We start from the raw sequence: 20,068 nt of genomic DNA, 5'->3' as shown, positions 1-20,068 counted from the left end.
GTTGTCTATACATTCTAATGAAATTTCCTTTTTATTCAACAAAAAAGGAAATTTCTTACGTCCATTATAATTATAATATATAGTATTCATTTTTCCAAAAAGGGACAGTATCCACCCCTAATATAGAAGTCACTTCAACAATGGCATTAACCCACTAGACTCTAACATAACATGTTCACCATCTGTTTCTATTTCTACTGTACGTTTATTCGTTCTATATACCATTATACCGTGCCTTTTTAAGCGTTTTACTACACTTTGGTGAGGATGTCCATACGGATTACTACTCCCATAAGACAGAATAGCAAACTGCGGTTCCACTTTTTTTATAAACGTTTCACTTGTTGAAGTATACGAGCCGTGATGCCCCACTTTTAAAACATCTGCATGTACATCAAATTGTTTTAATATTTCATGTTCTGTCCGTACATCCGCGTCACCCATTAATAAAAAATCCGCTTTTCCATATCGTACCTTCAAAACAATTGAGGATTCATTATTTTCATCTTTTGATTTCCCATTGTTTAATACTTGTATAGAAACATGTGGATCCAGCGGTATATATTGCCCTTCCTTTACTGAAACGAAAGGTATCCCTCTTTTTTTAATATTATTCCGATATGTATGATAAGTAAGAGAACTATATGTTTTTCCGCTATCTAATATAAGCGATACCGGCATTTGCTCTACAATTGGAATTAGCCCCCCTATATGATCCATATCGGGATGCGTACTGACAATTACATCTAAATGATTAATCCCTTTCTCAATTAATTTCTGAATAATAACCTCTCCTGCTTCATAAGGTCCTCCATCAATTAACATTGTTTGTCCGTTTGGCATTATGATAAGTGTTGCATCACCTTGCCCCACTTTTAAAAAGCTCACTTTCATTTTACTAAGATGTTGCCGATGCATATGTAAAGGAGACGTAGTATGAATGGACATCATATACCTTTTAGCTGATGCGCTATTTAAAGAAAAACATAATAAAACAGAAACTAATAATAGAATAATCCGCATACCTCTCATAACTCGTCTCCTTTTTTCATTTAGTATGGCACTGTAAATAATTGATATACAAAAAAAGCTTAGCAAAATGCTAAGCTTTTATTTCGATATCTCTTGTAAGGAACCGAAGAATAAATCTGCTTCATTCATTTGTTCATTCTCTTCAGAAAGCGGGGGTAAATCATCTAATGTTTTCAATCCAAATGTGTCCAAAAATTCTTTTGTTGTTCCGTATAAAATAGGACGCCCTGGTCCTTCCGCCCTTCCCATTTCTTTTATAAGTAAATGGGAAACCAACGTTTGTAACGCCTTATCGGTTTTAACTCCTCTAATCTCTTCCATTTCAGTCCTTGTGATTGGTTGACGATATGCAACAATCGCTAACGTTTCAAGGGCAGCTTGTGAGAGCGAAGCAGCTGTTGGTGTATCTATTAGTTTTTGATAATATGAAGCATGTTCTTTCTTTGTAGCAAAACGATATACTTTTGCATACTGTACAATTTGCAAACCACGGTTTGCACCTTCACATTCTTGTTGCATTTCTTCTAAAATATTCATTACTTCATTCATTTCAATTTCAAGAACTTTCGCTATTTGTTCTGGATAAATCCCTTCATCACCAGAAACAAATAAAAGGCCTTCAATAATTGACTTTTGTTCTTTCCTATCCATTTCACGAGCTCCTTCCTTCTATTTTCCCATAAAAATACACATCAAAAAACCGAATCACAATCAATGCGTTCGGTTCAATATTTTTTCTCTTGTTCCAAACGATACATTAAAACATAGCATGAGATAAAGTGTTTTTATCCCAATTTCACATACTTGCCCTATGCAGATTTATTAGAGCTTGATACGAAAATTTCATCAAAATTATGTTCTTGCTCAATTATGATTTGTTGATTTTTCATAAGTTCCAGAACTGCTAAAAATGTTACGACCATTATTTCACGTTCATCATCAACAAATAAATCATAAAAACTTTGGCGACCACCCTTTATTTTTAACTGCTTTAAAATATCAGTCATTCGCTGTTCAATTGGTATTTCTTGACGAGTAATACGTGTTGTTACAGGTTTTTTTGCCTTTTTACGGCGCATTAATTTTTGAAATGCCGCTAGCATATCATATAACGTAACATCAAGAGGCAAGCTTGTCTCCTCTTCTTGTTGCAACGATGTAAAGTCAATTGGTGGACGTGTATATAGCTGTGCTCTTTCTTGTTCTCTTTCTTTTAACTCAGTAGCAACTTGCTTATATTTCTTATATTCAATTAACCTCTCCATCAATTCTTGACGAGGATCATCTATAAAATCATCACCGTTATCAAGTACATCTTCTTCATGTTTCGGCAACAACATTTTACTTTTAATTTGTAATAACGTTGCGGCCATTACTAAATACTCACTTGCAACATCTAATTGAAGTTCTTTCATCGTATGCACATAAGATAAATATTGCTCTGTAATATCTGCTACAGGAATATTATATATATCAATTTCATAACGATGTATTAAATGTAACAATAGATCTAAAGGCCCTTCAAAAGCCTCTACTTTAAAATTATATTGCACAAAGCATCCCACCACATTTTTTCTATAACAACATAAGTATAGAGCATACTCATGTTCTATCCAACCTTTTTAAGAAATTTAATTAAAAATAGACCGATGCCTATGTCATCATGCCCACCACTTCATATGATAACAGTGTAGTAAGAACAATGTAGGAGGTCAAAAAACTATGGGTCACGTTGATTGTGGTTTTAGCGGTGGGTTCGCATTACTTGTTGTACTGTTTATTTTACTAATTATTGTAGGAGCAGCTTGCTTCTGCTAATATGAACAATAACGGCTAGGGGGAAATCTCCTAGTCGTTTATTGTTCATATTTCTATGATACACTTATATGTATAACCGTTAGATAGGGGCGAGAAAACATGTATCCTACCGAATACATACAATTTTTAATTCATTTCCAAGGAGATTACGACTATTTTGAATGCCACGAAATACTAGAAGAGTACTGGAAGACAAAACCACGAGGAAATCGTGATCATTACTTAGTTGGTCTCATTCAAATTGCAGTTTCTTTATACCACCAAAGACGTGATAACTGGAATGGTTCTACAAAAATGATGAAAAGCGCAATCACAATTTTAGAAAAAAGCGGTGTGTCTTTACAACGTTTAGGAATTAATCAAGTACAACTTCTTTCCTTGCTCAATGAAAGATTGCAATCTATCCATAAAAAAGAACGTTTTGTACCTTTATTTTTACCCTTATCAGATCCATCGTTAGAGAAGCAGTGCACAGAGTTATGTCAAAAACAAAACCTCCCTTGGAAAGATTTGAATGCTATCCCAAGTGAATATATTATAAACAAGCATACTATGCGTGATCGCACAGAAGTCATTACTGAACGAAATGAACAATTACAAAAAAGAAAGCAGAGATAATAAACTACTTATCCCTGCTTTCACGAATGTATATTTTGTTCTAGCCCTTTACATTTTTCGCAAAAACTTGCTGTTTGCTCATTTCCGCAAATTGTAAACTCAAGAAATTTACTCTTTAACTCTTGAACCATCTTTGTCCCAATCCCTACATGACGGTGAGATGGGTTGACACTCAAATGCTGAATTTCTAATACTTGATTCTCTTTTTTTACAATCCCCATTATTCCAACAAAATCTTCATTCTCTTTCCACAAATACAATTGCCAATCATCTTTTGCTTCATATTCTTTCATTGTCAATTGTAATGTTTTCACATCTTTTTCAGTTGGCATAAACGAAAGAAGCCCCATTGCAATTTTTTCATAACTTTTTTTAAAACGAATTAACATAACCCTTATCCCTTCTTACAAAAGTTACAAACTAGTAATCCCCTCAATCACTCTTTTCATATCATATTCATTTTACAATATTTTCAACAGAGTGAGAAGAGCCTAAAACAACTTGATAATCATACAAAGCGAAAAGAAGAAAGTCAAATCTATGTTTCAGCACTATTCCTTTAATAAATAGAGTTAAAAAAAGAAAATTTTATATGGAATGGAAAGAAACATATCATTCAATATCACTTCATTAATAGTTACCCTAAAGCAGCACACTTCTAGCAAAATTAATATAACAAAAAATATTTATTGAAACATATAATGTAATGTATTCTATGTAATTTGTTAAAGGTTTGTTCTCACAAGCAATATATTTTAGCAACAATACTACTTGTATGATGAGCTGCAGAAGAAGTACCCCGTCCCATTTAAAAGTAAAAAAAGAGAGCAAAAGCTCTCTTTTCCCTTACCTTATTCTTCCCAAACTTTAACTTCTTTCATTACATCGCCTTGACGCATTTTTAATACTGTTTCAATACCGCTTGTTGCTTTACCAAATACAGTATGAACGCCATCTAAATGTGGCTGTGGCTCATGAACAACAAAGAATTGGCTACCGCCTGTGTTACGGCCAGCATGAGCCATAGAAAGTGATCCGACAAGGTGTCTATGAGGGTTTCCATCAGTTTCACATGGAATAGAGTAACCTGGGCCACCTGCACCTGTACCTGTTGGGTCTCCACCTTGGCTTACGAAGCCAGGAATAACACGGTGGAATGTAACACCATCATAAAATCCTTGCTCTGCTAATTTTTTAAAGTTTTCTACTGTTTTCGGTGCTTCTTCTGGGAAAAATTCCAAGTCGATTTTTTCACCGTTTTCCATTAATATGTATCCTAAAGTTTTCATATGTATATGTCTCCTTTCAACTATCTCAGCACTATATTACCACATTCATGACTAGAAACAAAAAGAATCCGACAATCTAGATACTTCTTTTTTGAAATGTGGAAAAAGCTAGGTGACAAATAAGAAATATATACTATAATAACTTTGTTGCCCGAAAATTTTAGAAAGAGAAAGGGAGCGATTTTTCGTGAGAACGAAATTATTAGCTCTGCTATTAGCTGTAACGGTATTTATGATGCCAACAGCTTCATTTGCAGACATCATCGAGGGAGAATCAATTGTTACACTAGGAGAGAACTTATCCGAACAACAAAAACAAGATCTGTTAAAAGAAATGAAAGCACCGAAAGATGCTACAATTATTACTGTATCTAATGCGGAAGAACATAAATTTCTAGAAGGCATTGTTCCAAAAGCACAAATTGGTACGAGAGCAATTTCTTCTTCTATGATTACATACACTAAACCAGGATCTGGTCTTATTGTACGATCAAAGAACATTAACTGGGTAACAGATGCAATGTACACTAACGCTTTGATTACAGCAGGTGTAAAAGATGCAGAAATTCAAATTAACGCACCTTTTAAAGTTTCAGGAACTGCAGCTTTAACTGGATTAATGAAAGCATATGAAACTGCGTCCAATAAACAAATTCCTGAAGAAGTTAAAAAAGTAGCGAATGAAGAAATGGTACAAACAGCCCAGCTTGGTGATAAAATTGGTGAAGAAAAAGCAGTTCAACTTGTTGCAAAAATTAAAGAAGAAATTGCAAAAGAACAGCCAAAAACAACAGAAGATTTACGTTCATTAATTAAAAAAATTGCTGATCAATTAGGCATTACATTAACAGATGAACAGTTAGATAACTTAGTATCGTTATTTGATAAAATGAAAAATCTTAATATCGATTGGAATCAAGTTGGTAGTCAATTAAACAAAGCAAAAGAACACGTTTCTGCCTTTTTAGGATCTGAAGAAGGACAAAGTTTTCTAGATAAAGTGAAAGATTTCTTCTCAAGTATCATTGATTTTGTTAAATCTTTATTCAAGTAAAAAAGAAGCCCGCCAGTGACGGGCTTCTTTTTTATACAAGTAACGGTAATTTCATAACAGCCTCTTCAACCGAACGCACTATATGATTTGCTTTCTCCTTTACATATGGATGGGCATGATGAAGAGTAAATGAATGCGGGGTTACTTCAAACATAGAAATATCATTGAAAGAATCTCCAATACAAGCAACTTCATTTGCTTCAATTTGCAAATGGTCCATTAGTCGCTTTAGAGCACTACCCTTACTCACGCCTCTTGGCATAATATCAACATAGCGTTTACCTGATATAAAAACTTCCGCTTCGCCTTGAAACGTATCTCGTAGCTCTTGATCTAACGTCACAATTTTCTCTTCTTCTCCAAAAACAAACAATTTTGCAGGGTGCACAGTCTTACCAAACTTTTCTTCTAACGCTTCAATTTCAGCGATATGCACACCCATATACGCTTCAAAATTATGGTGTTGTTCATTTTTCCTTTTTGTATATCGCTGCTCATTTGCACAAACAATATCCGCTAGTCCTTTTTTATGTATATATCGATATATTTCCTGGGCAACCGTATTTTCAAAACTCGATTCATGGAATAAATCCCCATCCGGAAGTAACATTGTCGCTCCATTTAAGCCTGTTGTGTAATATGGGAATGAAAACCTTTTTACAACTTCATCAATTCTATGTGTAAAGCGGCCAGAGGCAAAACAAATATTTGTCCCTTTCTCAGCTAACCAACACAGCGCACGTTCATCTTCTTTTTGCATATGATTCACATCGTAAACGAGCGTGTCATCTAAATCACTTACAAATAATTTAATCATGTCCTCTTCCCCTTCCATACACAATATCTACTCTAAGTGTACACAAAAAATGTGTGATTTTTGTTAAAAAACAATAAATTTTTGCTAAAAAAAATAAACGGGTGTATAATCCCGTTTATTTTTGTCTTTTTACATTTTGAGGTCTTACAATACTTGGTCGTACTTTTAAACTAGACATTGTTGGACGGAGTAAAATTTTTGTTAACGCGCCCCAATCAAATGGTAAAAACGGCCATAAATAAGGTGTTTGTAAACTTTTTATAGACGTTAAAAATAAAATTAATATCGTCATACCAATTACAAATCCCATCTCATGGAAGAGACCTGTTAAAATAATAACAAACAATTTCCCAACCTTATTCCCTAATCCTAATTCATAACTCGGTGTTGCATATGCACCAATCATCGAAACCGCTACATACAAAATTACTTCTGGCACAAACAAACCTACATCAATTGCAATTTGACCAATTAATATAGCGGAAATCAACCCTGCTGCAGACGATAACGGCGTTGGAGTATGAATGGCTGCCATCCTTAAAAACTCAAGTCCGACCTCTGCCATTAACACCTGTAATAAAATTGGTAAATGCGTCATCTTAGTCGGTCCAATAAAAGCAAGATTTGCTGGCAAAAGAGTTGGATCAAATACAAACACTAGCCAAAATGGTAATAAAAATAACGAGAATATAACACCTAAAAAGCGCACCCAGCGTAAAAATGTACCGACAGCTGGATTTTGTCTAAATTCTTCCGCATGCTGTAAATGATGAAAATATGTTGTCGGTGTAATCATAGCACTTGGTGATGTGTCAACGAGCACTAACACATGCCCTTCTAGTAGATGATTTGCTGCTACATCTGGCCTTTCTGTATATCGAATAAGTGGGAATGGGTTATAGCTTTGCTTTACAACAAATTCTTCTACTGTTTTATCCGCCATCGTAATTCCATCTACATCGATGTTATTTAATTCTTGTTTTATAATCTTTACTAAGTCTGGATTTGCAACATCTTGAACGTATGTAATACAAATATCCGTTTGTGATCTATCTCCTACTCGAATAATTTCATTTCGAAGACGTGGATCTCGAATTCTTCTACGAATTAATGCTGTATTTACAACGATATTTTCAACAAACCCATCCCTCGCACCGCGTACTACCTTTTCGGTATCTGGTTCTGTCGGTGTTCGCCCTGGATAACTACGAACATCGATCGCGAACGCTTCCGTTTCACCTTCCACAAATATCACAATGAGTCCTGATAATACTTGGAGCATTACCTCATCCATCGTTTTCACTTTGCTTACTTGTTGATGGATTAAGCGATTCTCTAAAAGCTTCACTGTATCTTCTTCTACATCCCTTATCTCATTTGTATCCACCGCTTCTTCTAAAATAGGGATAATATAATTTGTATCACAAAGTCCGTTTACAAATAACACACCAATTTCTTTATTCAAAATTTGAAATTTACGAATGCCAACATCGTATGTAACGCCTAGTCCAACTGTCTGCTTTAAATAATTTTCATTGTCACTTATGAAAGTTGATATAGGGATATCCACCTTTTTAGGCTTCGTCATAAAAACCACTCCTTTCCAAAATTAATTGAATCGCTTTTCTAGTAATAGGTGACCCTCTCTCCCATTCATCATTCCCGCACATTTTACCAATATCACCAACTCCAACAATGACAGGAACATTTAAATCGTCTAAGCAATATATTGTATCTCCACTAATCCTGCCAATTTCACCATCTGGAAGTCCAAATTTATCAACACCGTATTCGGTTAAATTCCCATTCCGATCTACACTTACATCTACACGTGCCCATTCCCAATGATGCGTATTAGACGCTACTGCTAAAATTCCGAGCACATCAATTTGTTTATGGGTAGCCACATATTTTAAAGCCTTCTCACCAGATCCTTCTCCAATAAATCCACTGTCATCAAACATGACAAATACAGGGTCATATGGCGTTTGCATAATAAGCTCAACAACTTTTTTCCCTGTCAATTTGGTTGGATTACTTTGTGATGCTGAAATACACCTTCCCCCAAATTCCTTTGTTAAAAGCTCAATTGTCCGCTTTGCATATTCATCTCCATCTGTGACCAAAACAACCCTTCGTCTCATTTGATTTATCCTTTCGGTTTACATATAAGTGCTATAAAAAACGAAAACAATATCGCTGCGGAAATGCCCGCAGACGTTAAACTAAACATGCCAATACCAATTCCTAAATATCCATGTTTTTCTGCTGCATGCATTGCTCCGTGCAATAGTGAATGTCCAAAACTTGTAATAGGGACTGTTGCTCCAGCACCTGCAAACTTTATTAGTTTATCGTACAATCCAAATCCATCTAAAATTGCTCCGATGACTACAAAAGTTGCCATTAAATGAGCTGGTGTTAACTTTGCGAAATCTAACAATAGTTGCCCAATTACACAAATAGCTCCACCTACAAGAAATGCATATATAAAATCCACAATTCACTCTCCTTTAACTCTTTCAAATACGACACCATGTGCAATTGTTGGAATCGTTTCTTTCTGTTGCATCATCATCGGGCTTAATAATGCGCCAGTGGCAACGACAAAAATTCGTTGTAAATTCCCTTTTTGCATCTCGTGTAATAAATGGCCATATGTGACAACTGCTGAACAAGCGCAACCACTACCACCTGCAAACACTTCTTCTTGACTTGATTCATAAATCATCAATCCGCAATCATTGTATATATGCCCAAGATCGTAACCTTCCTCAAGTAAAAGTTGTTTTGCAATCGGCGTCCCAACAGCTGATAAATCACCCGTAACAATTAAATCATAATCATCGGCACTTCTTCTTAAATCTTCAAAATGCTGTTGAATTGTATGAGCTGCTGCTGGAGCCATCGCTGCCCCCATATCCAAAGGATTTGTGATTCCTAAATCTTGCACTTTTCCGATTGTAGCCGCCGTAATTTTAATCGCACTTTTTTCATTGCTAATTAATATAGATCCTGCACCAGTCACAGTTGAATTTGCTGTCCCTGGCTTTTGCCCACCATACTCTGTTGGATAGCGAAATTGTCTTTCAGCCGTTGCATTATGACTACTTACTGTAGCTAAGACACGATTTGCAAATCCACCGTCTATAAAAGCTGAGCCAACTGCTAAAGTCTCCATAGACGTCGCACAAGCGCTAAACATTCCTAAAAAAGGAATGCCCCACTTACGCGCAACATAATTTGCTGTCACTGTTTGATTTAATAAATCTCCCGCTAAAAAGAAATCAATTTGCGATGTTTTTATATTCCCTTTTTGCACTGCTTGTTGAATTGAGTCTGACATTAATCTTCGTTCGGCGAGCTCCCAATTTTCCTCTCCACAATGCAAGTCATCGTATGAAATATCAAAATCTTTTCCAAGAGGGCCCTCAGCTTCTTTCGGACCGACAGCAGTACCCGTTGCATTCACATATATATCATTTTGAAATACCCACGTTTGTTTTCCGGTCAACCTCATACTAGCCCCTCCTTTAAGACATAAAAACTTTAAAGGTATACCTTATTAACCCAATGATATATGCACCAACAACCCCAAATACAATTACACTTCCTGCCAGTTTAAACATATTTGTAGCAATCCCTAGAACAATCCCTTCACTCTTATGCTCTAAGGCAGCGCTCGCCATAGAATTTGCAAATCCTGTCACCGGCACCGCTGATCCTGCTCCAGCAAATTGACCGATTTTATCATATACACCACATCCTGTTAAAATCGCGGATAATAAAACAAGCGTTGCAACAGTTGGGTTTCCTGCCTCTTGTTCACTGAAGTGAAAATAATGTATATAAAATTTCATCAATACTTCTCCAACTGTACAAATGAGTCCACCTACAAGAAATGCTTTGATACAATTTAGTAAATAGTTTGGCTTTGGATGATACTCCTTCACTTTATTTATGTAATCATCCTTCAATTTCTGACTTGTCATTTATATACTGCCTCCTACTTTACGAAATAAATCCAGTGAAACAACGATCCTATTACTTTCCCAAGTACAATAGCAATGAGTAAAACAACAATCTTCCCCTCTACCCCTACTCGTTTCGCTAAAATAGGTAGAACATTTAACACCTCTGTTAATGCCGCAGCAAGCATTCCAATGAACGTGCCACAAAATATCCCTAATATAACGAGCCAATATTGCGATGTTTGAAATGTAATGTTTTTCAAACTACACCAAGCCCCTGTTAAAGTACCTGCAATGACTGCCCACTCAAAATATTGAATATGCTTTCCACTTCTCGTTAATTGAGCTAAACGGGGGATTATACCAAGTACAGCTAAAAATGCGACATACCCGCTACCTACCGCAATCCCTCCAGCTAAACCAATTAAAATAACAAATCCAGACTCAATCATCGGCAAGTTGTTTCATATTATCCTTGTTTTCATTAACGATTACATATTGATCAAGCGACTGTTGGTATTGAAACATCTCAACTTCTAGCGGACTTGGCTCTTCATTAATTCGCTTTTGAAATACATGATTAAAGAATAAAACCATCCCTAAGCCAAGACCTAAAGAATAAGGAATTTGAAATAAAAGTGGTTGCGCATTAAATTCTCCAGTAATCATGTAATATAACCGTTGATGTACTTGTTGCATACTTACATCTTCATGGAAATAAATGATCGCAAGGGCCGCTCCAATGAAAAGTAACAGCCATACAAGCCCGAAAAAAACTGGATGCGCCTTCTTTTTTTCGTATATAATTTCAACAAGAGTTTGTCCAGAACCGAGTAAATTAATTTGTACATGAGATGCTTTCTGTTGAATAATCTCAATTACTTTCATAACATCAATTACAACATGCGTCTTATCATGCGCTGTTATTTTGTAAACTATCTCATTTTGTAACAACTCAACTACAGAAGAATCTCCGGCAAGTTGAGCAACATCGCCCAGCTTTACTTCATAAGTAGGAGAAACTTTTAAACGATTGCGCATTTTAATATAAATCGTTTGTTCCAACTTTCATTCACCCCTTCACTCTTCCTCGTAGTTGTAGTATGGTTATTGAATTTTTTTCTAATACAATTTTTTCATAAAAAAACATCTGCACCATTTTGGTGCAGATGTTTTTTACTTATGCCTTTTTCTTAAATAAGTTTGCAATACTTAATGCAAGCCCTCCCCAAATGACTACGATTCCAATAACCATCATCATAATCGCTGATCCACTCATTATGAAACACCTCGATCTTTCCATTCTTTTTCAAGTTTGGCAGAGTCCGAATGAATTTGTGCATCCCATTTTTTCAGACCAATGATTATTGCAACTATGAGGAATGCTGCTGCTATCGACCAACCATACGTTACAACAAACTCAGTCGGATAATCTCCATAGTTCTTTTTAATATTTTGGATTGTACCATCAATTAGCATATACCCTAACATAAGCGGAGTAATAACGAGTAAACTCACTCTCCAAAACGTTCCTAATTTAATATCAGATACAAAGTTTGCATGATTTTGATAAACTGGTAAACGACGTAAAATGAGCCCTATCGTAACTACTTCCGCAAGTGCAATTGTAATTAATCCGAAATTATTAGCGAAATAGTCGACAACATCTAAGAACATAAGTCCACCACGTGTTGCAAAAACAAGAGAAACTAACACGAGAAGGGTTCCCATAATTCCAATGGTTTTTTCACGACTTAAACTGAATTTTTCAGATACAGCGGCAAAGCATACTTCCGCAAGTGAAATAAGTGATGTGATTCCAGCAACCGTTAACGATAAGAAAAATAATACACCAAACAACGGTGACATCGGCAACTCATTAATAATTTGCGGAAATACTACGAACGCAAGTCCAACGCCAGCACTTGCTACTTTATCAACCGGTACTCCCATATTATTTGCCATAAATCCAAGAGCTGCAAAGACTCCAATACCTGCTAATAATTCAAATCCTGAGTTTGCGAATCCAGTAATAAAGGCATTATTTGTTGTATCAGAGTTTTTCGGTAAATAACTAGAATACGTAATCATAATTCCAAATGCTAAAGATAAACTAAAGAATATTTGACCATAAGCAGCAAGCCATACTTTCCCATCAAAAATACGACTCCAATCTGGTTTAAAGAATGCATCTAGTCCTTGCATAGCACCTTCCATCGTCACTGCACGAACGACGATAATAAGGAACATAACAACTAATAAAGGAATAAATATACGGTTAACAACTTCGATTCCTTTTTTAACTCCTTTAAATGCAACGCCAAGCACAATAATCCAAACGAGAGCTAACGGAATTAATACTTCCGGTACAAGTCCTCCAAATTGTCCTGGCTTATCTGCAACATGTAAGTACTCTTTAAATAAAAATGATTGCGTGTCTTTTCCCCATGCTCCAGTAATTGCAAAGTATGTATACGATATAGACCAAGCAATAATCACTGCATAATATGTTGAAACGATAAATGTTACGCACATTTGCCACCATCCAATAAATTCGGCACGCGGGCTAATACGGAAAAATGTAAGTGGTGCTGAGCCACGATGACGATGACCAAGAGCAAACTCAAATGCTAACAATGAAATACCCGTCGTTAATAATGCAAATAAGTACGGTAAAAAGAATGCCCCGCCGCCATTTTCATACGCTGTATAAGGAAAACGCCATATGTTTCCTAATCCAACGGCAGATCCGACCGCTGCGAAAATAAATCCAGCTCTCGTTCCCCATTGTTGCCTCGTTTCCATGTTTCCTTCCCCCCTTTATGACAAGTTCATACTTGGATTATATTTTAAATTAACTAAATTATCAATAAATTCTGTTAATTTTTTCGAAAATTAACATCTCTCTCCTATTAACTTCATAAAAAAATCGAATAGACAATTATTCGTCTATTCGATCTTTCATCTGTTTTAATATTTTCTTTTCAAGTCTTGAAACTTGTACTTGCGAAATACCTATGCGCTCTGCTACTTCTGACTGTGTTTGATCTTTATAGTAACGCAAGTATACAATTAAGCGCTCTCGTTCATCTAGTTCTCTAATCGCTTCTTTTAAAGCAATTTTATCGAACCATTTCGTTTCAGATTGATCTGCAATTTGATCTAAAATAGTGATTGGATCACCGTCGTTTTCATATACAGTTTCATGTATAGATGAAGGCGCCCGGCTCGCTTCTTGTGCTAGAACAACTTCCTCTGGCGTTAGTTCTAGCGCCTCTGCCACCTCATTAATCGTTGGAGCCCTTCCGAACTCTTTCGAAAGCTCATCTCTCATCTTTCGAATTTTGTTCCCTGTTTCTTTTAAAGACCTACTAACTTTCACTGATCCATCATCACGTAAAAAACGTTGTATTTCTCCAATAATCATTGGAACTGCATATGTTGAAAATTTCACGTCGAAAGATAAATCAAATTTATCTACCGATTTCAAGAGCCCAATACATCCAATTTGAAATAGATCGTCTGGTTCGTATCCTCGATTAAGAAACCGCTGTACAACCGACCAAACGAGACGCATATTACTTTGAACGATTGTATCTCTCGCCTGTTGATCTCCATCTTGACTTTTTTGAATTAACGCTTTTAGCTCGTGGTCCTTTAACTGAGGTTTCTTCTTCTCATTTTTGACCTCTATGTCCATAGGCTATTCTCCTTAATTGCATAGAGCGTTACTATTTGATAAGTATTTTGTCAAATGGATTGTTGTCCCGAAAGATTCGTTTGAAATAACTTCTACTTCATCCATAAAATTTTCCATGATAGTAAATCCCATTCCGGAACGCTCTAATTCAGGTTTAGTTGTAAAAAGGGGTTGTCTCGCTTCATCTAAGTTAAAGATTCCAATCCCTTCATCTCGAATCGTGAGTTTCACCATTGCTTCTTCCAAAATTACAGAAATATAAACAATACCTTCTGCATTTCCTTCGTATCCATGAATAATTGCATTTGTAACCGCTTCTGACACAACTGTTTTGATCTCCGTTAATTCTTCCATCGTTGGATCTAGTTGTGCAATGAAAGCCGCCACTGTAACGCGAGCGAATGATTCATTTTGACTTAATGCTGAAAATTGAAGGTTCATTTCATTTCTCATCTATGCCACCCCCAACGTCGCGAGCGCGTGCGCTTCACTTTCTTCTAAGCGAACGATTTTGAATAAGCCCGACATTTCAAATAAACGCTTAACAGGCGGTGAAATTGCACAAACAACCATTTCTCCACCTAATCCCTTTACGTGTTTATATCGGCCTAATATAACACCTAGACCAGAACTATCCATAAACGATAAGTTCTCTAGGCTCAAAACAATATGATGAACACCATGTGTCTCAATCATATCTGTTACTTTCGTTCGCAACTCTTCAGCCGTATGATGATCTAATTCACCCTCTAGTCTCACACATAGGACGTCACGTTTTACTTCTAATTGCATGGAAAGACTCACACGATTTCCTCCTTATGCTCAAACTTTACTTATTCACATACATAAAGATTTTCGTGATATAAAATAAGAATCCTTCCTGCTGACAAAAGAAGAACTATTTCGTCATAAAGTGAAACCTTTCAGCATTATTCACTGGCATACGAATAGAAAAGCGGCAAACTATTTGCCGCTATTTTGATGTTGAAAACATCCCAAAACTTCTTTTAAATAACTCCCACCAGCTCGCTGCAGCAACATCTTCTTTTGCTACAATTGTTTGTTTTAATAAAACATCTTTATCTTTTTTAATAACAAGTGTGCCAAGCGCGTCACCTTTTTTAATCGGTGCTTTTACTTTCTTTTCAGCAATTACTTCTTGTTTTACCTTGTCCATACTCTCCCCCTTCTTCATAAGAAGAGAAACATTATCTGACGCAACTAAATCTATTTTTTCTTTTTTCCCTTTTCCTACTTGAACTGTCTTAATTTTTTCGCCGCGCGTATACAATTTCTTTGTCATATATTGTCCAAATGCATAGTCAAGAAGCTTCGTCACTTCGTTGTTCCGTTCTTTTGATGTTGGTGCTCCCATGACAACTGAAATGACACGCATGCCATTTTTTTGAGCCGATGCTGTTAAACAATATTTCGCTTCTGTCGTAAAACCTGTTTTTACTCCATCTACGCCAGGATAAAAACGTACTAGCTTATTCGTATTAACGAGCCAAAACTTTTTATCCGTATCTTCACGTAAATAATCTTCGTACTTACCTGTGTATTTACGAATAAGTGGATACTTCATCAATTCTCTCGCCATTATAGCCATATCATTTGCTGTCGAATAATGGTCTTTGGCCGGAAGACCTGTTGGGTTTTGAAAATGTGTATTTTTCAACCCTAGATCTTTCGCCTTTTTGTTCATCATATTTACAAATCCTTCTTCTGAACCTGCGATATGCTCAGCTACTGCAACAGATGCGTCATTTCCAGATGCAATTGCAATACCCTTTAACATCTCATTTACAGTCATCTCTTCCCCAGGTTCTAAAAAGATTTGCGATCCACCCATTGAAGCTGCATGTTCGCTCGCTCTAACTTTATCGGTCAGTTTTAGTTTTCCTTTTTCAACTTGTTCCATAATTAAAAGCATTGTCATAATCTTTGTCATACTAGCAGGTGGTAATTTTTCATTTGGGTTTTTATCAAATAAAACTTTACCTGTATCTTGCTCAATTACGATTGCTGACGACGCTTGTTCCGCTAACTTCGGCGTTGTTTCTTCTGTTTTCTCCTGCTTCGTTTTCTCAGATTGCGCAAAACTCACTGAAGTTCCAGAAAGCAATAACATGAAACAAACAAGTATTCCAAAAACTCGCTTCATGACTAACCCTCCATTCTATATCAGACCTATTTTTTCCAATTTCTCTTTTTTTAATACCAATTTTTTCTATTATTTTCATTTGACAAATACATTCGTCCCCTATATTGTATTAAGTGTATTACACACAGTAGTACACTTAATACATATGAGGAAGGAGACATTGCTCTTGCATATTCAACTTGACCCAAGAAGCAACACTCCGATATGGGAACAAATTGTTCAAAATATAAAAGAACTCGTATTGAAAAACATGTTGGCTCCAAGTGATAAACTTCCTTCTGTACGCGAGCTCGCTTCTTTACTCGTTATAAATCCAAATACAGTGAGTAAAGCGTATCAAGAGTTAGAGCGACAAGGAATTATTGAAACGTTACGAGGAAAAGGAACATTTGTATCCCAATCGATTACCCCAACATTAGACGAAAGGAAAATCGCTATGGTTGAAAAGCAATTTCATCAATTACTATTAGAAGCCTCTTATCTTGGTATTACGAAAGATAAAATTCATGATTGGATAGATTCATACTATAAAGAGATTGGAGGAAATACGGATGTTGAAAGTGACAAGCTTGAAGAAAACAATTGATAATCAAACAATTTTAGACGATGTTTCTTTCACATTACAAAAAGGTAGTATCGTCGGATTACTTGGAAGAAATGGTGCGGGGAAAACAACTTTATTACGAACGATAGTCGGTATTTTAGACCCAGATGAGGGAACTGTTACATATGAGGATATCGACATTCATAAAAATCCTGAAACGAAACAAAAAATCGTATATGTTCCGGATTCTACTAACATACTGAACGGTTATACAGTAAAAGAAATCGTGAAGTTTTATAAAGCAGTTTATACAGCATTTGATGAACCATATTTCTACGAACTACTAGAACGTTTCAATTTACCAAACAAACGAATTCGTAGTTATTCAAAAGGAATGAAAGCACTGCTTGCCATCATTTTAGCTGTTGCTGCACAGGCAGAATATATTATTTTAGATGAACCAACAAACGGACTTGATCCTATCGTTAAAAGACAGATTTTACAGTTTCTCGTTGGAGAAGTTGCAGAAAAAGAGATTACCATTTTCATATCTACCCATCATTTAGATGAAGTTGAACAAATTGCAGATACAATCATTATTTTAAAAGGACATACTGTATCTTCTATTACATCACTAGACGATGCAAAATCACAATTTGCTAAAATCCAAGTAGCCTATGAACGCTCATTACCTCAAAAACTAGAAAACTTAAGCAATATTAAAATATTAAACCAAACGGGAAAAGTATATACAATCTTAATTGAGGGAAATGTAGCTACAACACTGGAGAAGTTTTATAAAGAGCAACCTATACTCATTGAAGAACTAACAATGTCACTTGAAGATGTCTTCGTTACGACACTGGAGGAGGATGGGTATGTTTCATAAAGCGTTGTGGATGTGGAATTGGAAGCGCGGGAAATATGCTGCGTTACTGTTTTTCTTTAGTTCGCTTTATTTTTTATCTTTCGAATACTATCAAGCAGCAGAAACTCAACAGTCTCTCTTTCTCCATCCAGAAAAAATAGGTGAAGAAAAGTTCTACTATCATTATTCTTTTTATTCTTCTAATAGCTTTTGGTTAGGTATTATTACAATTATCCTATCCTGTATATTGATTGGTTGGGAGCGAAGTAATCAAAGTGGAGATTCACTTATGACATTTCCATTTAAAAGACGTGATATGTTCTTATCGAAGTGGGTTTTCGGTGGATTTTTCATTGTACTATCACTTCTAATCAATTGGGGTCTTATGTATTTTATTTATAAATCTACGATTCACTTTGAATATCAATCTTTCGAACCGTTTCATCGATATTTCCTGTATGCAATTTTCACATATATAGCGATCTATACTGTCTCTTTATGTATTGGTACATTTACTGGCAGTATTATTTCACAAAGCATCTTTAGCATTACTTTTTGCATCATGGGAATGGGAATCTTTTCACTCTTACTCCTATTCTTTACAGCTCATGCTGAGGCAATACAGGGGAATAAAAGTTATACGAATTTCGAAAACATTTATGAATTCAATAAAAAGACCAACATTTCAAGCGCTATATTAGACTTTTCAATTAGTTATAATTACCACCCTACTGCCCAATCAGATGAAGATCATGGAAAAGTAATACAAAGGGGACCTACTTTTCATAGTTATTACTCTGCAAAAATAATACTTGTTCCTATCTTCTATACAATTTTCAGTTTGCTTATTGGGATGTTTCTCTATGCAAGGTCACCTAATGAACATAATAAGAAAATTTTCCTTTTTCCAAAATACAACTCACTCTGGATGTCGTGTACTACCTTTTATTTTGCATTAATAGGTGGGCAAATGTTGAAGCGTTTTGATTTATTATTTAGTTACTATGTTGGGTTCTTTTTATTTGGAATCGTCACTTATTTTATATTATCACGTCTTACAAACTATAAAGTTTTTTAAAGGAGAGATCCTATGTTTCAAAAAGTATTATGGATGCATACCTACAAGCAAAGTAAATATATTGTTTGGCTATTTTGGTTAGTAAGTTTTTATGTACTATCCTATAAATACTACTTAGCATCTGCCGAGCAATTAAAATATTTTCATGAACATAATGAATGGAAATATATATACCGATACTATTATCAACTTTCACTTCCCGATGCTATCATGGTTCAAGGAGGACTCCTTATTGCATTAGCCTGCATCCTTATTGGATGGGAGCGTCAAAATCAATCAAGTGACATTCTATGGTCTATGCCATTTAAACGGAAACATCTCTTCATGACGAAATGGCTTTTTGGTGTGTGTAATATTTTAGCTATCGTTATATTGAATTGGGGACTTTTTGCTATTATGAAAAAGGCAACTTTTCATAATAAGTATCAAATATTTTCACCATTTCATACCTATTTCTTATACATGGTTATCATCTTAATTGCTATATATACACTTGCATTATGCATAGGAACAATTGCTGGTAATATGATTTCACAAGGATTCTTCAGTGTTGCTATACTTGGATTCCCTTTTATTTTGCCGACTCTAATTGCCGGAGCTATTTCTATTCATACGGTTGGACTTATTTCTAATCATCCCGTCTATACGGAGGAGAATGTAGATCGTTATGGTTCAGTAATAGAAAAAGTGAGTATTTTAGCGCCAGTTCGCGGATTCAATATTAATTTTAATTACGATCCTCAACGTGCTTATACTGATGAACAAGGCGTACGTCATGATGAACCTAATTTTACGTATATTCCCTCAGCAACAAAACTTATCGGCCCAATCGCAAATGTACTTATTCTATTACCTTTAGGAATGTACTTATATACAAGATCACCTAATGAACAAAATGGGAATTTTCTATTATATCCGAAACTCAAAACACTATGTATGATATGTTGTGTAATCTTTATTGGAATGTTTGGAGGAATGGCAACGGGAGGAAGTCATTCTATCTTAAATTATTATATTGGTTTTATAGGAACCAGTACGATAGTCTACCTACTATTATCTCGCTTATTAAAATTTAAATTTTCTTGGCGTGTGAAATAACCTCCTCTTAAAGAGGA

At 35.5% G+C, this 20,068-nt stretch carries 26 protein-coding genes; 7 read left to right on the top strand and 19 right to left on the bottom strand.

What is annotated here, in order from left to right:
* Window positions 1–129: 129 nt before the first annotated feature.
* The 3 genes from ASE54_RS06190 to scpA all read right to left on the bottom strand — a co-directional run bounded on the left by ASE54_RS06190 (window position 130) and on the right by scpA (window position 2,585).
* Window positions 130–1,032, bottom strand: a complete 903-nt coding sequence (locus ASE54_RS06190) for a ComEC/Rec2 family competence protein (protein ID WP_001214828.1) — start codon at window positions 1,030–1,032, stop codon at window positions 130–132.
* A 78-nt stretch (window positions 1,033–1,110) separates the two neighbouring features.
* Window positions 1,111–1,683, bottom strand: a complete 573-nt coding sequence (scpB, locus tag ASE54_RS06185) for a segregation/condensation protein ScpB (RefSeq protein ID WP_000375173.1) — start codon at window positions 1,681–1,683, stop codon at window positions 1,111–1,113.
* Window positions 1,684–1,841: 158 nt separating this feature from the next.
* On the bottom strand, window positions 1,842–2,585 hold the full coding sequence (gene scpA / locus ASE54_RS06180) for a segregation/condensation protein A (protein WP_001199753.1): 744 nt from the start codon (window positions 2,583–2,585) through the stop codon (window positions 1,842–1,844).
* A 169-nt stretch (window positions 2,586–2,754) separates the two neighbouring features.
* Between scpA and ASE54_RS33740 the strand changes: the two genes are divergently transcribed.
* A complete protein-coding gene (locus ASE54_RS33740; protein WP_000510194.1) occupies window positions 2,755–2,850 on the top strand; it encodes a YjcZ family sporulation protein in 96 nt (31 codons plus the stop codon).
* Window positions 2,851–2,949: 99 nt separating this feature from the next.
* A complete protein-coding gene (locus ASE54_RS06175; protein WP_000283612.1) occupies window positions 2,950–3,468 on the top strand; it encodes a DUF309 domain-containing protein in 519 nt (172 codons plus the stop codon).
* A gap of 20 nt (window positions 3,469–3,488) precedes the next feature.
* Here ASE54_RS06175 and ribT read toward each other — a convergent pair whose 3' ends face one another.
* On the bottom strand, window positions 3,489–3,857 hold the full coding sequence (ribT, locus tag ASE54_RS06170; RefSeq protein ID WP_000908401.1) for a GNAT family N-acetyltransferase RibT: 369 nt from the start codon (window positions 3,855–3,857) through the stop codon (window positions 3,489–3,491).
* A 462-nt stretch (window positions 3,858–4,319) separates the two neighbouring features.
* On the bottom strand, window positions 4,320–4,757 hold the full coding sequence (locus ASE54_RS06165; protein ID WP_000853784.1) for a peptidylprolyl isomerase: 438 nt from the start codon (window positions 4,755–4,757) through the stop codon (window positions 4,320–4,322).
* A 187-nt stretch (window positions 4,758–4,944) separates the two neighbouring features.
* On the opposite strand from ASE54_RS06165, the gene ASE54_RS06160 reads away from it, so the two are divergent.
* Window positions 4,945–5,811 carry a DUF1002 domain-containing protein gene (locus ASE54_RS06160; RefSeq protein WP_001259343.1) on the top strand — a complete coding sequence of 289 codons (867 nt, stop codon included), beginning with the start codon at window positions 4,945–4,947 and terminating at the stop codon, window positions 5,809–5,811.
* A gap of 31 nt (window positions 5,812–5,842) precedes the next feature.
* Here ASE54_RS06160 and ASE54_RS06155 read toward each other — a convergent pair whose 3' ends face one another.
* From ASE54_RS06155 to dacF, 14 genes are all read right to left on the bottom strand, one after another.
* Window positions 5,843–6,646: a Cof-type HAD-IIB family hydrolase gene (locus ASE54_RS06155; RefSeq protein ID WP_003309883.1), complete on the bottom strand. Its 804-nt coding sequence runs from the start codon at window positions 6,644–6,646 to the stop codon at window positions 5,843–5,845.
* 97 nt (window positions 6,647–6,743) lie between these two features.
* On the bottom strand, window positions 6,744–8,216 hold the full coding sequence (gene spoVAF / locus ASE54_RS06150; RefSeq protein ID WP_000165593.1) for a spore germination protein SpoVAF: 1,473 nt from the start codon (window positions 8,214–8,216) through the stop codon (window positions 6,744–6,746).
* Window positions 8,203–8,772, bottom strand: coding sequence for a stage V sporulation protein AE (locus ASE54_RS06145; RefSeq protein WP_001254416.1), 570 nt, complete (start codon window positions 8,770–8,772; stop codon window positions 8,203–8,205). The genes spoVAF and ASE54_RS06145 overlap by 14 nt, the downstream gene beginning before the upstream one ends.
* A 5-nt stretch (window positions 8,773–8,777) precedes the next feature.
* The gene (gene spoVAE / locus ASE54_RS06140) at window positions 8,778–9,128 is read right to left on the bottom strand and encodes a stage V sporulation protein AE (RefSeq protein WP_000345907.1); all 351 of its coding nucleotides are present in this window, start codon (window positions 9,126–9,128) and stop codon (window positions 8,778–8,780) included.
* Between the two features lie 3 nt (window positions 9,129–9,131).
* Window positions 9,132–10,148, bottom strand: coding sequence for a stage V sporulation protein AD (gene spoVAD / locus ASE54_RS06135; protein ID WP_001241139.1), 1,017 nt, complete (start codon window positions 10,146–10,148; stop codon window positions 9,132–9,134).
* A gap of 13 nt (window positions 10,149–10,161) precedes the next feature.
* Window positions 10,162–10,620 (bottom strand): stage V sporulation protein AC, encoded by a 459-nt coding sequence (gene spoVAC / locus ASE54_RS06130; RefSeq protein WP_000203809.1) that lies wholly within the window; start codon window positions 10,618–10,620, stop codon window positions 10,162–10,164.
* A gap of 14 nt (window positions 10,621–10,634) precedes the next feature.
* On the bottom strand, window positions 10,635–11,051 hold the full coding sequence (gene spoVAB / locus ASE54_RS06125; protein WP_000572938.1) for a stage V sporulation protein SpoVAB: 417 nt from the start codon (window positions 11,049–11,051) through the stop codon (window positions 10,635–10,637).
* Window positions 11,044–11,664 carry a stage V sporulation protein AA gene (locus tag ASE54_RS06120; protein WP_000438368.1) on the bottom strand — a complete coding sequence of 207 codons (621 nt, stop codon included), beginning with the start codon at window positions 11,662–11,664 and terminating at the stop codon, window positions 11,044–11,046. The genes spoVAB and ASE54_RS06120 overlap by 8 nt, the downstream gene beginning before the upstream one ends.
* A gap of 115 nt (window positions 11,665–11,779) precedes the next feature.
* On the bottom strand, window positions 11,780–11,878 hold the full coding sequence (locus ASE54_RS06115; RefSeq protein ID WP_000016826.1) for a methionine/alanine import family NSS transporter small subunit: 99 nt from the start codon (window positions 11,876–11,878) through the stop codon (window positions 11,780–11,782).
* On the bottom strand, window positions 11,878–13,404 hold the full coding sequence (locus ASE54_RS06110; protein ID WP_000450088.1) for a sodium-dependent transporter: 1,527 nt from the start codon (window positions 13,402–13,404) through the stop codon (window positions 11,878–11,880). Before ASE54_RS06110 ends, ASE54_RS06115 begins: the two co-directional genes overlap by 1 nt.
* A 136-nt stretch (window positions 13,405–13,540) precedes the next feature.
* Window positions 13,541–14,299, bottom strand: a complete 759-nt coding sequence (gene sigF, locus ASE54_RS06105) for an RNA polymerase sporulation sigma factor SigF (protein ID WP_000350729.1) — start codon at window positions 14,297–14,299, stop codon at window positions 13,541–13,543.
* Window positions 14,300–14,311: 12 nt separating this feature from the next.
* A complete protein-coding gene (gene spoIIAB / locus ASE54_RS06100; RefSeq protein ID WP_001243398.1) occupies window positions 14,312–14,752 on the bottom strand; it encodes an anti-sigma F factor in 441 nt (146 codons plus the stop codon).
* Window positions 14,753–15,103, bottom strand: a complete 351-nt coding sequence (gene spoIIAA, locus ASE54_RS06095) for an anti-sigma F factor antagonist (protein WP_000059135.1) — start codon at window positions 15,101–15,103, stop codon at window positions 14,753–14,755.
* Window positions 15,104–15,272: 169 nt separating this feature from the next.
* Window positions 15,273–16,463 carry a serine-type D-Ala-D-Ala carboxypeptidase DacF gene (gene dacF, locus ASE54_RS06090; RefSeq protein ID WP_000832002.1) on the bottom strand — a complete coding sequence of 397 codons (1,191 nt, stop codon included), beginning with the start codon at window positions 16,461–16,463 and terminating at the stop codon, window positions 15,273–15,275.
* Window positions 16,464–16,629: 166 nt separating this feature from the next.
* On the opposite strand from dacF, the gene ASE54_RS06085 reads away from it, so the two are divergent.
* From ASE54_RS06085 to ASE54_RS06070, 4 genes are read left to right on the top strand one after another with little or no spacing between them, the layout of a single operon-like run.
* On the top strand, window positions 16,630–17,049 hold the full coding sequence (locus ASE54_RS06085; RefSeq protein WP_000548027.1) for a GntR family transcriptional regulator: 420 nt from the start codon (window positions 16,630–16,632) through the stop codon (window positions 17,047–17,049).
* Window positions 17,015–17,896, top strand: a complete 882-nt coding sequence (locus ASE54_RS06080; RefSeq protein WP_000922124.1) for an ABC transporter ATP-binding protein — start codon at window positions 17,015–17,017, stop codon at window positions 17,894–17,896. The genes ASE54_RS06085 and ASE54_RS06080 overlap by 35 nt, the downstream gene beginning before the upstream one ends.
* The gene (locus ASE54_RS06075) at window positions 17,886–18,953 is read left to right on the top strand and encodes an ABC transporter permease (protein WP_000468517.1); all 1,068 of its coding nucleotides are present in this window, start codon (window positions 17,886–17,888) and stop codon (window positions 18,951–18,953) included. Before ASE54_RS06080 ends, ASE54_RS06075 begins: the two co-directional genes overlap by 11 nt.
* 12 nt (window positions 18,954–18,965) lie before the next feature.
* Window positions 18,966–20,051 carry a hypothetical protein gene (locus ASE54_RS06070; RefSeq protein WP_000487025.1) on the top strand — a complete coding sequence of 362 codons (1,086 nt, stop codon included), beginning with the start codon at window positions 18,966–18,968 and terminating at the stop codon, window positions 20,049–20,051.
* The last annotated feature ends 17 nt before the right edge of the window (window positions 20,052–20,068 follow it).

The sequence above is a fragment of the Bacillus sp. Root131 genome, from assembly GCF_001429475.1.
In the GTDB taxonomy this organism is placed as follows: Bacteria; Bacillota; Bacilli; order Bacillales; family Bacillaceae_G; genus Bacillus_A; species Bacillus_A thuringiensis_S.
This window is presented reverse-complemented; position numbering and strand designations above follow the sequence as displayed.

What these genes read in the sequence shown, in the direction of transcription:
- ASE54_RS06190 (WP_001214828.1), bottom strand. Translation starts at nt 1,032, where the DNA reads ATGAGAGGTATGCGGATTATTCTATTATTAGTTTCTGTTTTATTATGT.
- scpB (WP_000375173.1), bottom strand. Translation starts at nt 1,683, where the DNA reads ATGGATAGGAAAGAACAAAAGTCAATTATTGAAGGCCTTTTATTTGTT.
- ASE54_RS33740 (WP_000510194.1), top strand. Translation starts at nt 2,755, where the DNA reads ATGGGTCACGTTGATTGTGGTTTTAGCGGTGGGTTCGCATTACTTGTT.
- ASE54_RS06175 (WP_000283612.1), top strand. Translation starts at nt 2,950, where the DNA reads ATGTATCCTACCGAATACATACAATTTTTAATTCATTTCCAAGGAGAT.
- ribT (WP_000908401.1), bottom strand. Translation starts at nt 3,857, where the DNA reads ATGTTAATTCGTTTTAAAAAAAGTTATGAAAAAATTGCAATGGGGCTT.
- ASE54_RS06165 (WP_000853784.1), bottom strand. Translation starts at nt 4,757, where the DNA reads ATGAAAACTTTAGGATACATATTAATGGAAAACGGTGAAAAAATCGAC.
- ASE54_RS06155 (WP_003309883.1), bottom strand. Translation starts at nt 6,646, where the DNA reads ATGGAAGGGGAAGAGGACATGATTAAATTATTTGTAAGTGATTTAGAT.
- spoVAF (WP_000165593.1), bottom strand. Translation starts at nt 8,216, where the DNA reads ATGACGAAGCCTAAAAAGGTGGATATCCCTATATCAACTTTCATAAGT.
- ASE54_RS06145 (WP_001254416.1), bottom strand. Translation starts at nt 8,772, where the DNA reads ATGAGACGAAGGGTTGTTTTGGTCACAGATGGAGATGAATATGCAAAG.
- spoVAD (WP_001241139.1), bottom strand. Translation starts at nt 10,148, where the DNA reads ATGAGGTTGACCGGAAAACAAACGTGGGTATTTCAAAATGATATATAT.
- spoVAC (WP_000203809.1), bottom strand. Translation starts at nt 10,620, where the DNA reads ATGACAAGTCAGAAATTGAAGGATGATTACATAAATAAAGTGAAGGAG.
- spoVAB (WP_000572938.1), bottom strand. Translation starts at nt 11,051, where the DNA reads ATGATTGAGTCTGGATTTGTTATTTTAATTGGTTTAGCTGGAGGGATT.
- ASE54_RS06115 (WP_000016826.1), bottom strand. Translation starts at nt 11,878, where the DNA reads ATGAGTGGATCAGCGATTATGATGATGGTTATTGGAATCGTAGTCATT.
- ASE54_RS06110 (WP_000450088.1), bottom strand. Translation starts at nt 13,404, where the DNA reads ATGGAAACGAGGCAACAATGGGGAACGAGAGCTGGATTTATTTTCGCA.
- sigF (WP_000350729.1), bottom strand. Translation starts at nt 14,299, where the DNA reads ATGGACATAGAGGTCAAAAATGAGAAGAAGAAACCTCAGTTAAAGGAC.
- spoIIAB (WP_001243398.1), bottom strand. Translation starts at nt 14,752, where the DNA reads ATGAGAAATGAAATGAACCTTCAATTTTCAGCATTAAGTCAAAATGAA.
- dacF (WP_000832002.1), bottom strand. Translation starts at nt 16,463, where the DNA reads ATGAAGCGAGTTTTTGGAATACTTGTTTGTTTCATGTTATTGCTTTCT.
- ASE54_RS06080 (WP_000922124.1), top strand. Translation starts at nt 17,015, where the DNA reads ATGTTGAAAGTGACAAGCTTGAAGAAAACAATTGATAATCAAACAATT.
- ASE54_RS06075 (WP_000468517.1), top strand. Translation starts at nt 17,886, where the DNA reads ATGTTTCATAAAGCGTTGTGGATGTGGAATTGGAAGCGCGGGAAATAT.
- ASE54_RS06070 (WP_000487025.1), top strand. Translation starts at nt 18,966, where the DNA reads ATGTTTCAAAAAGTATTATGGATGCATACCTACAAGCAAAGTAAATAT.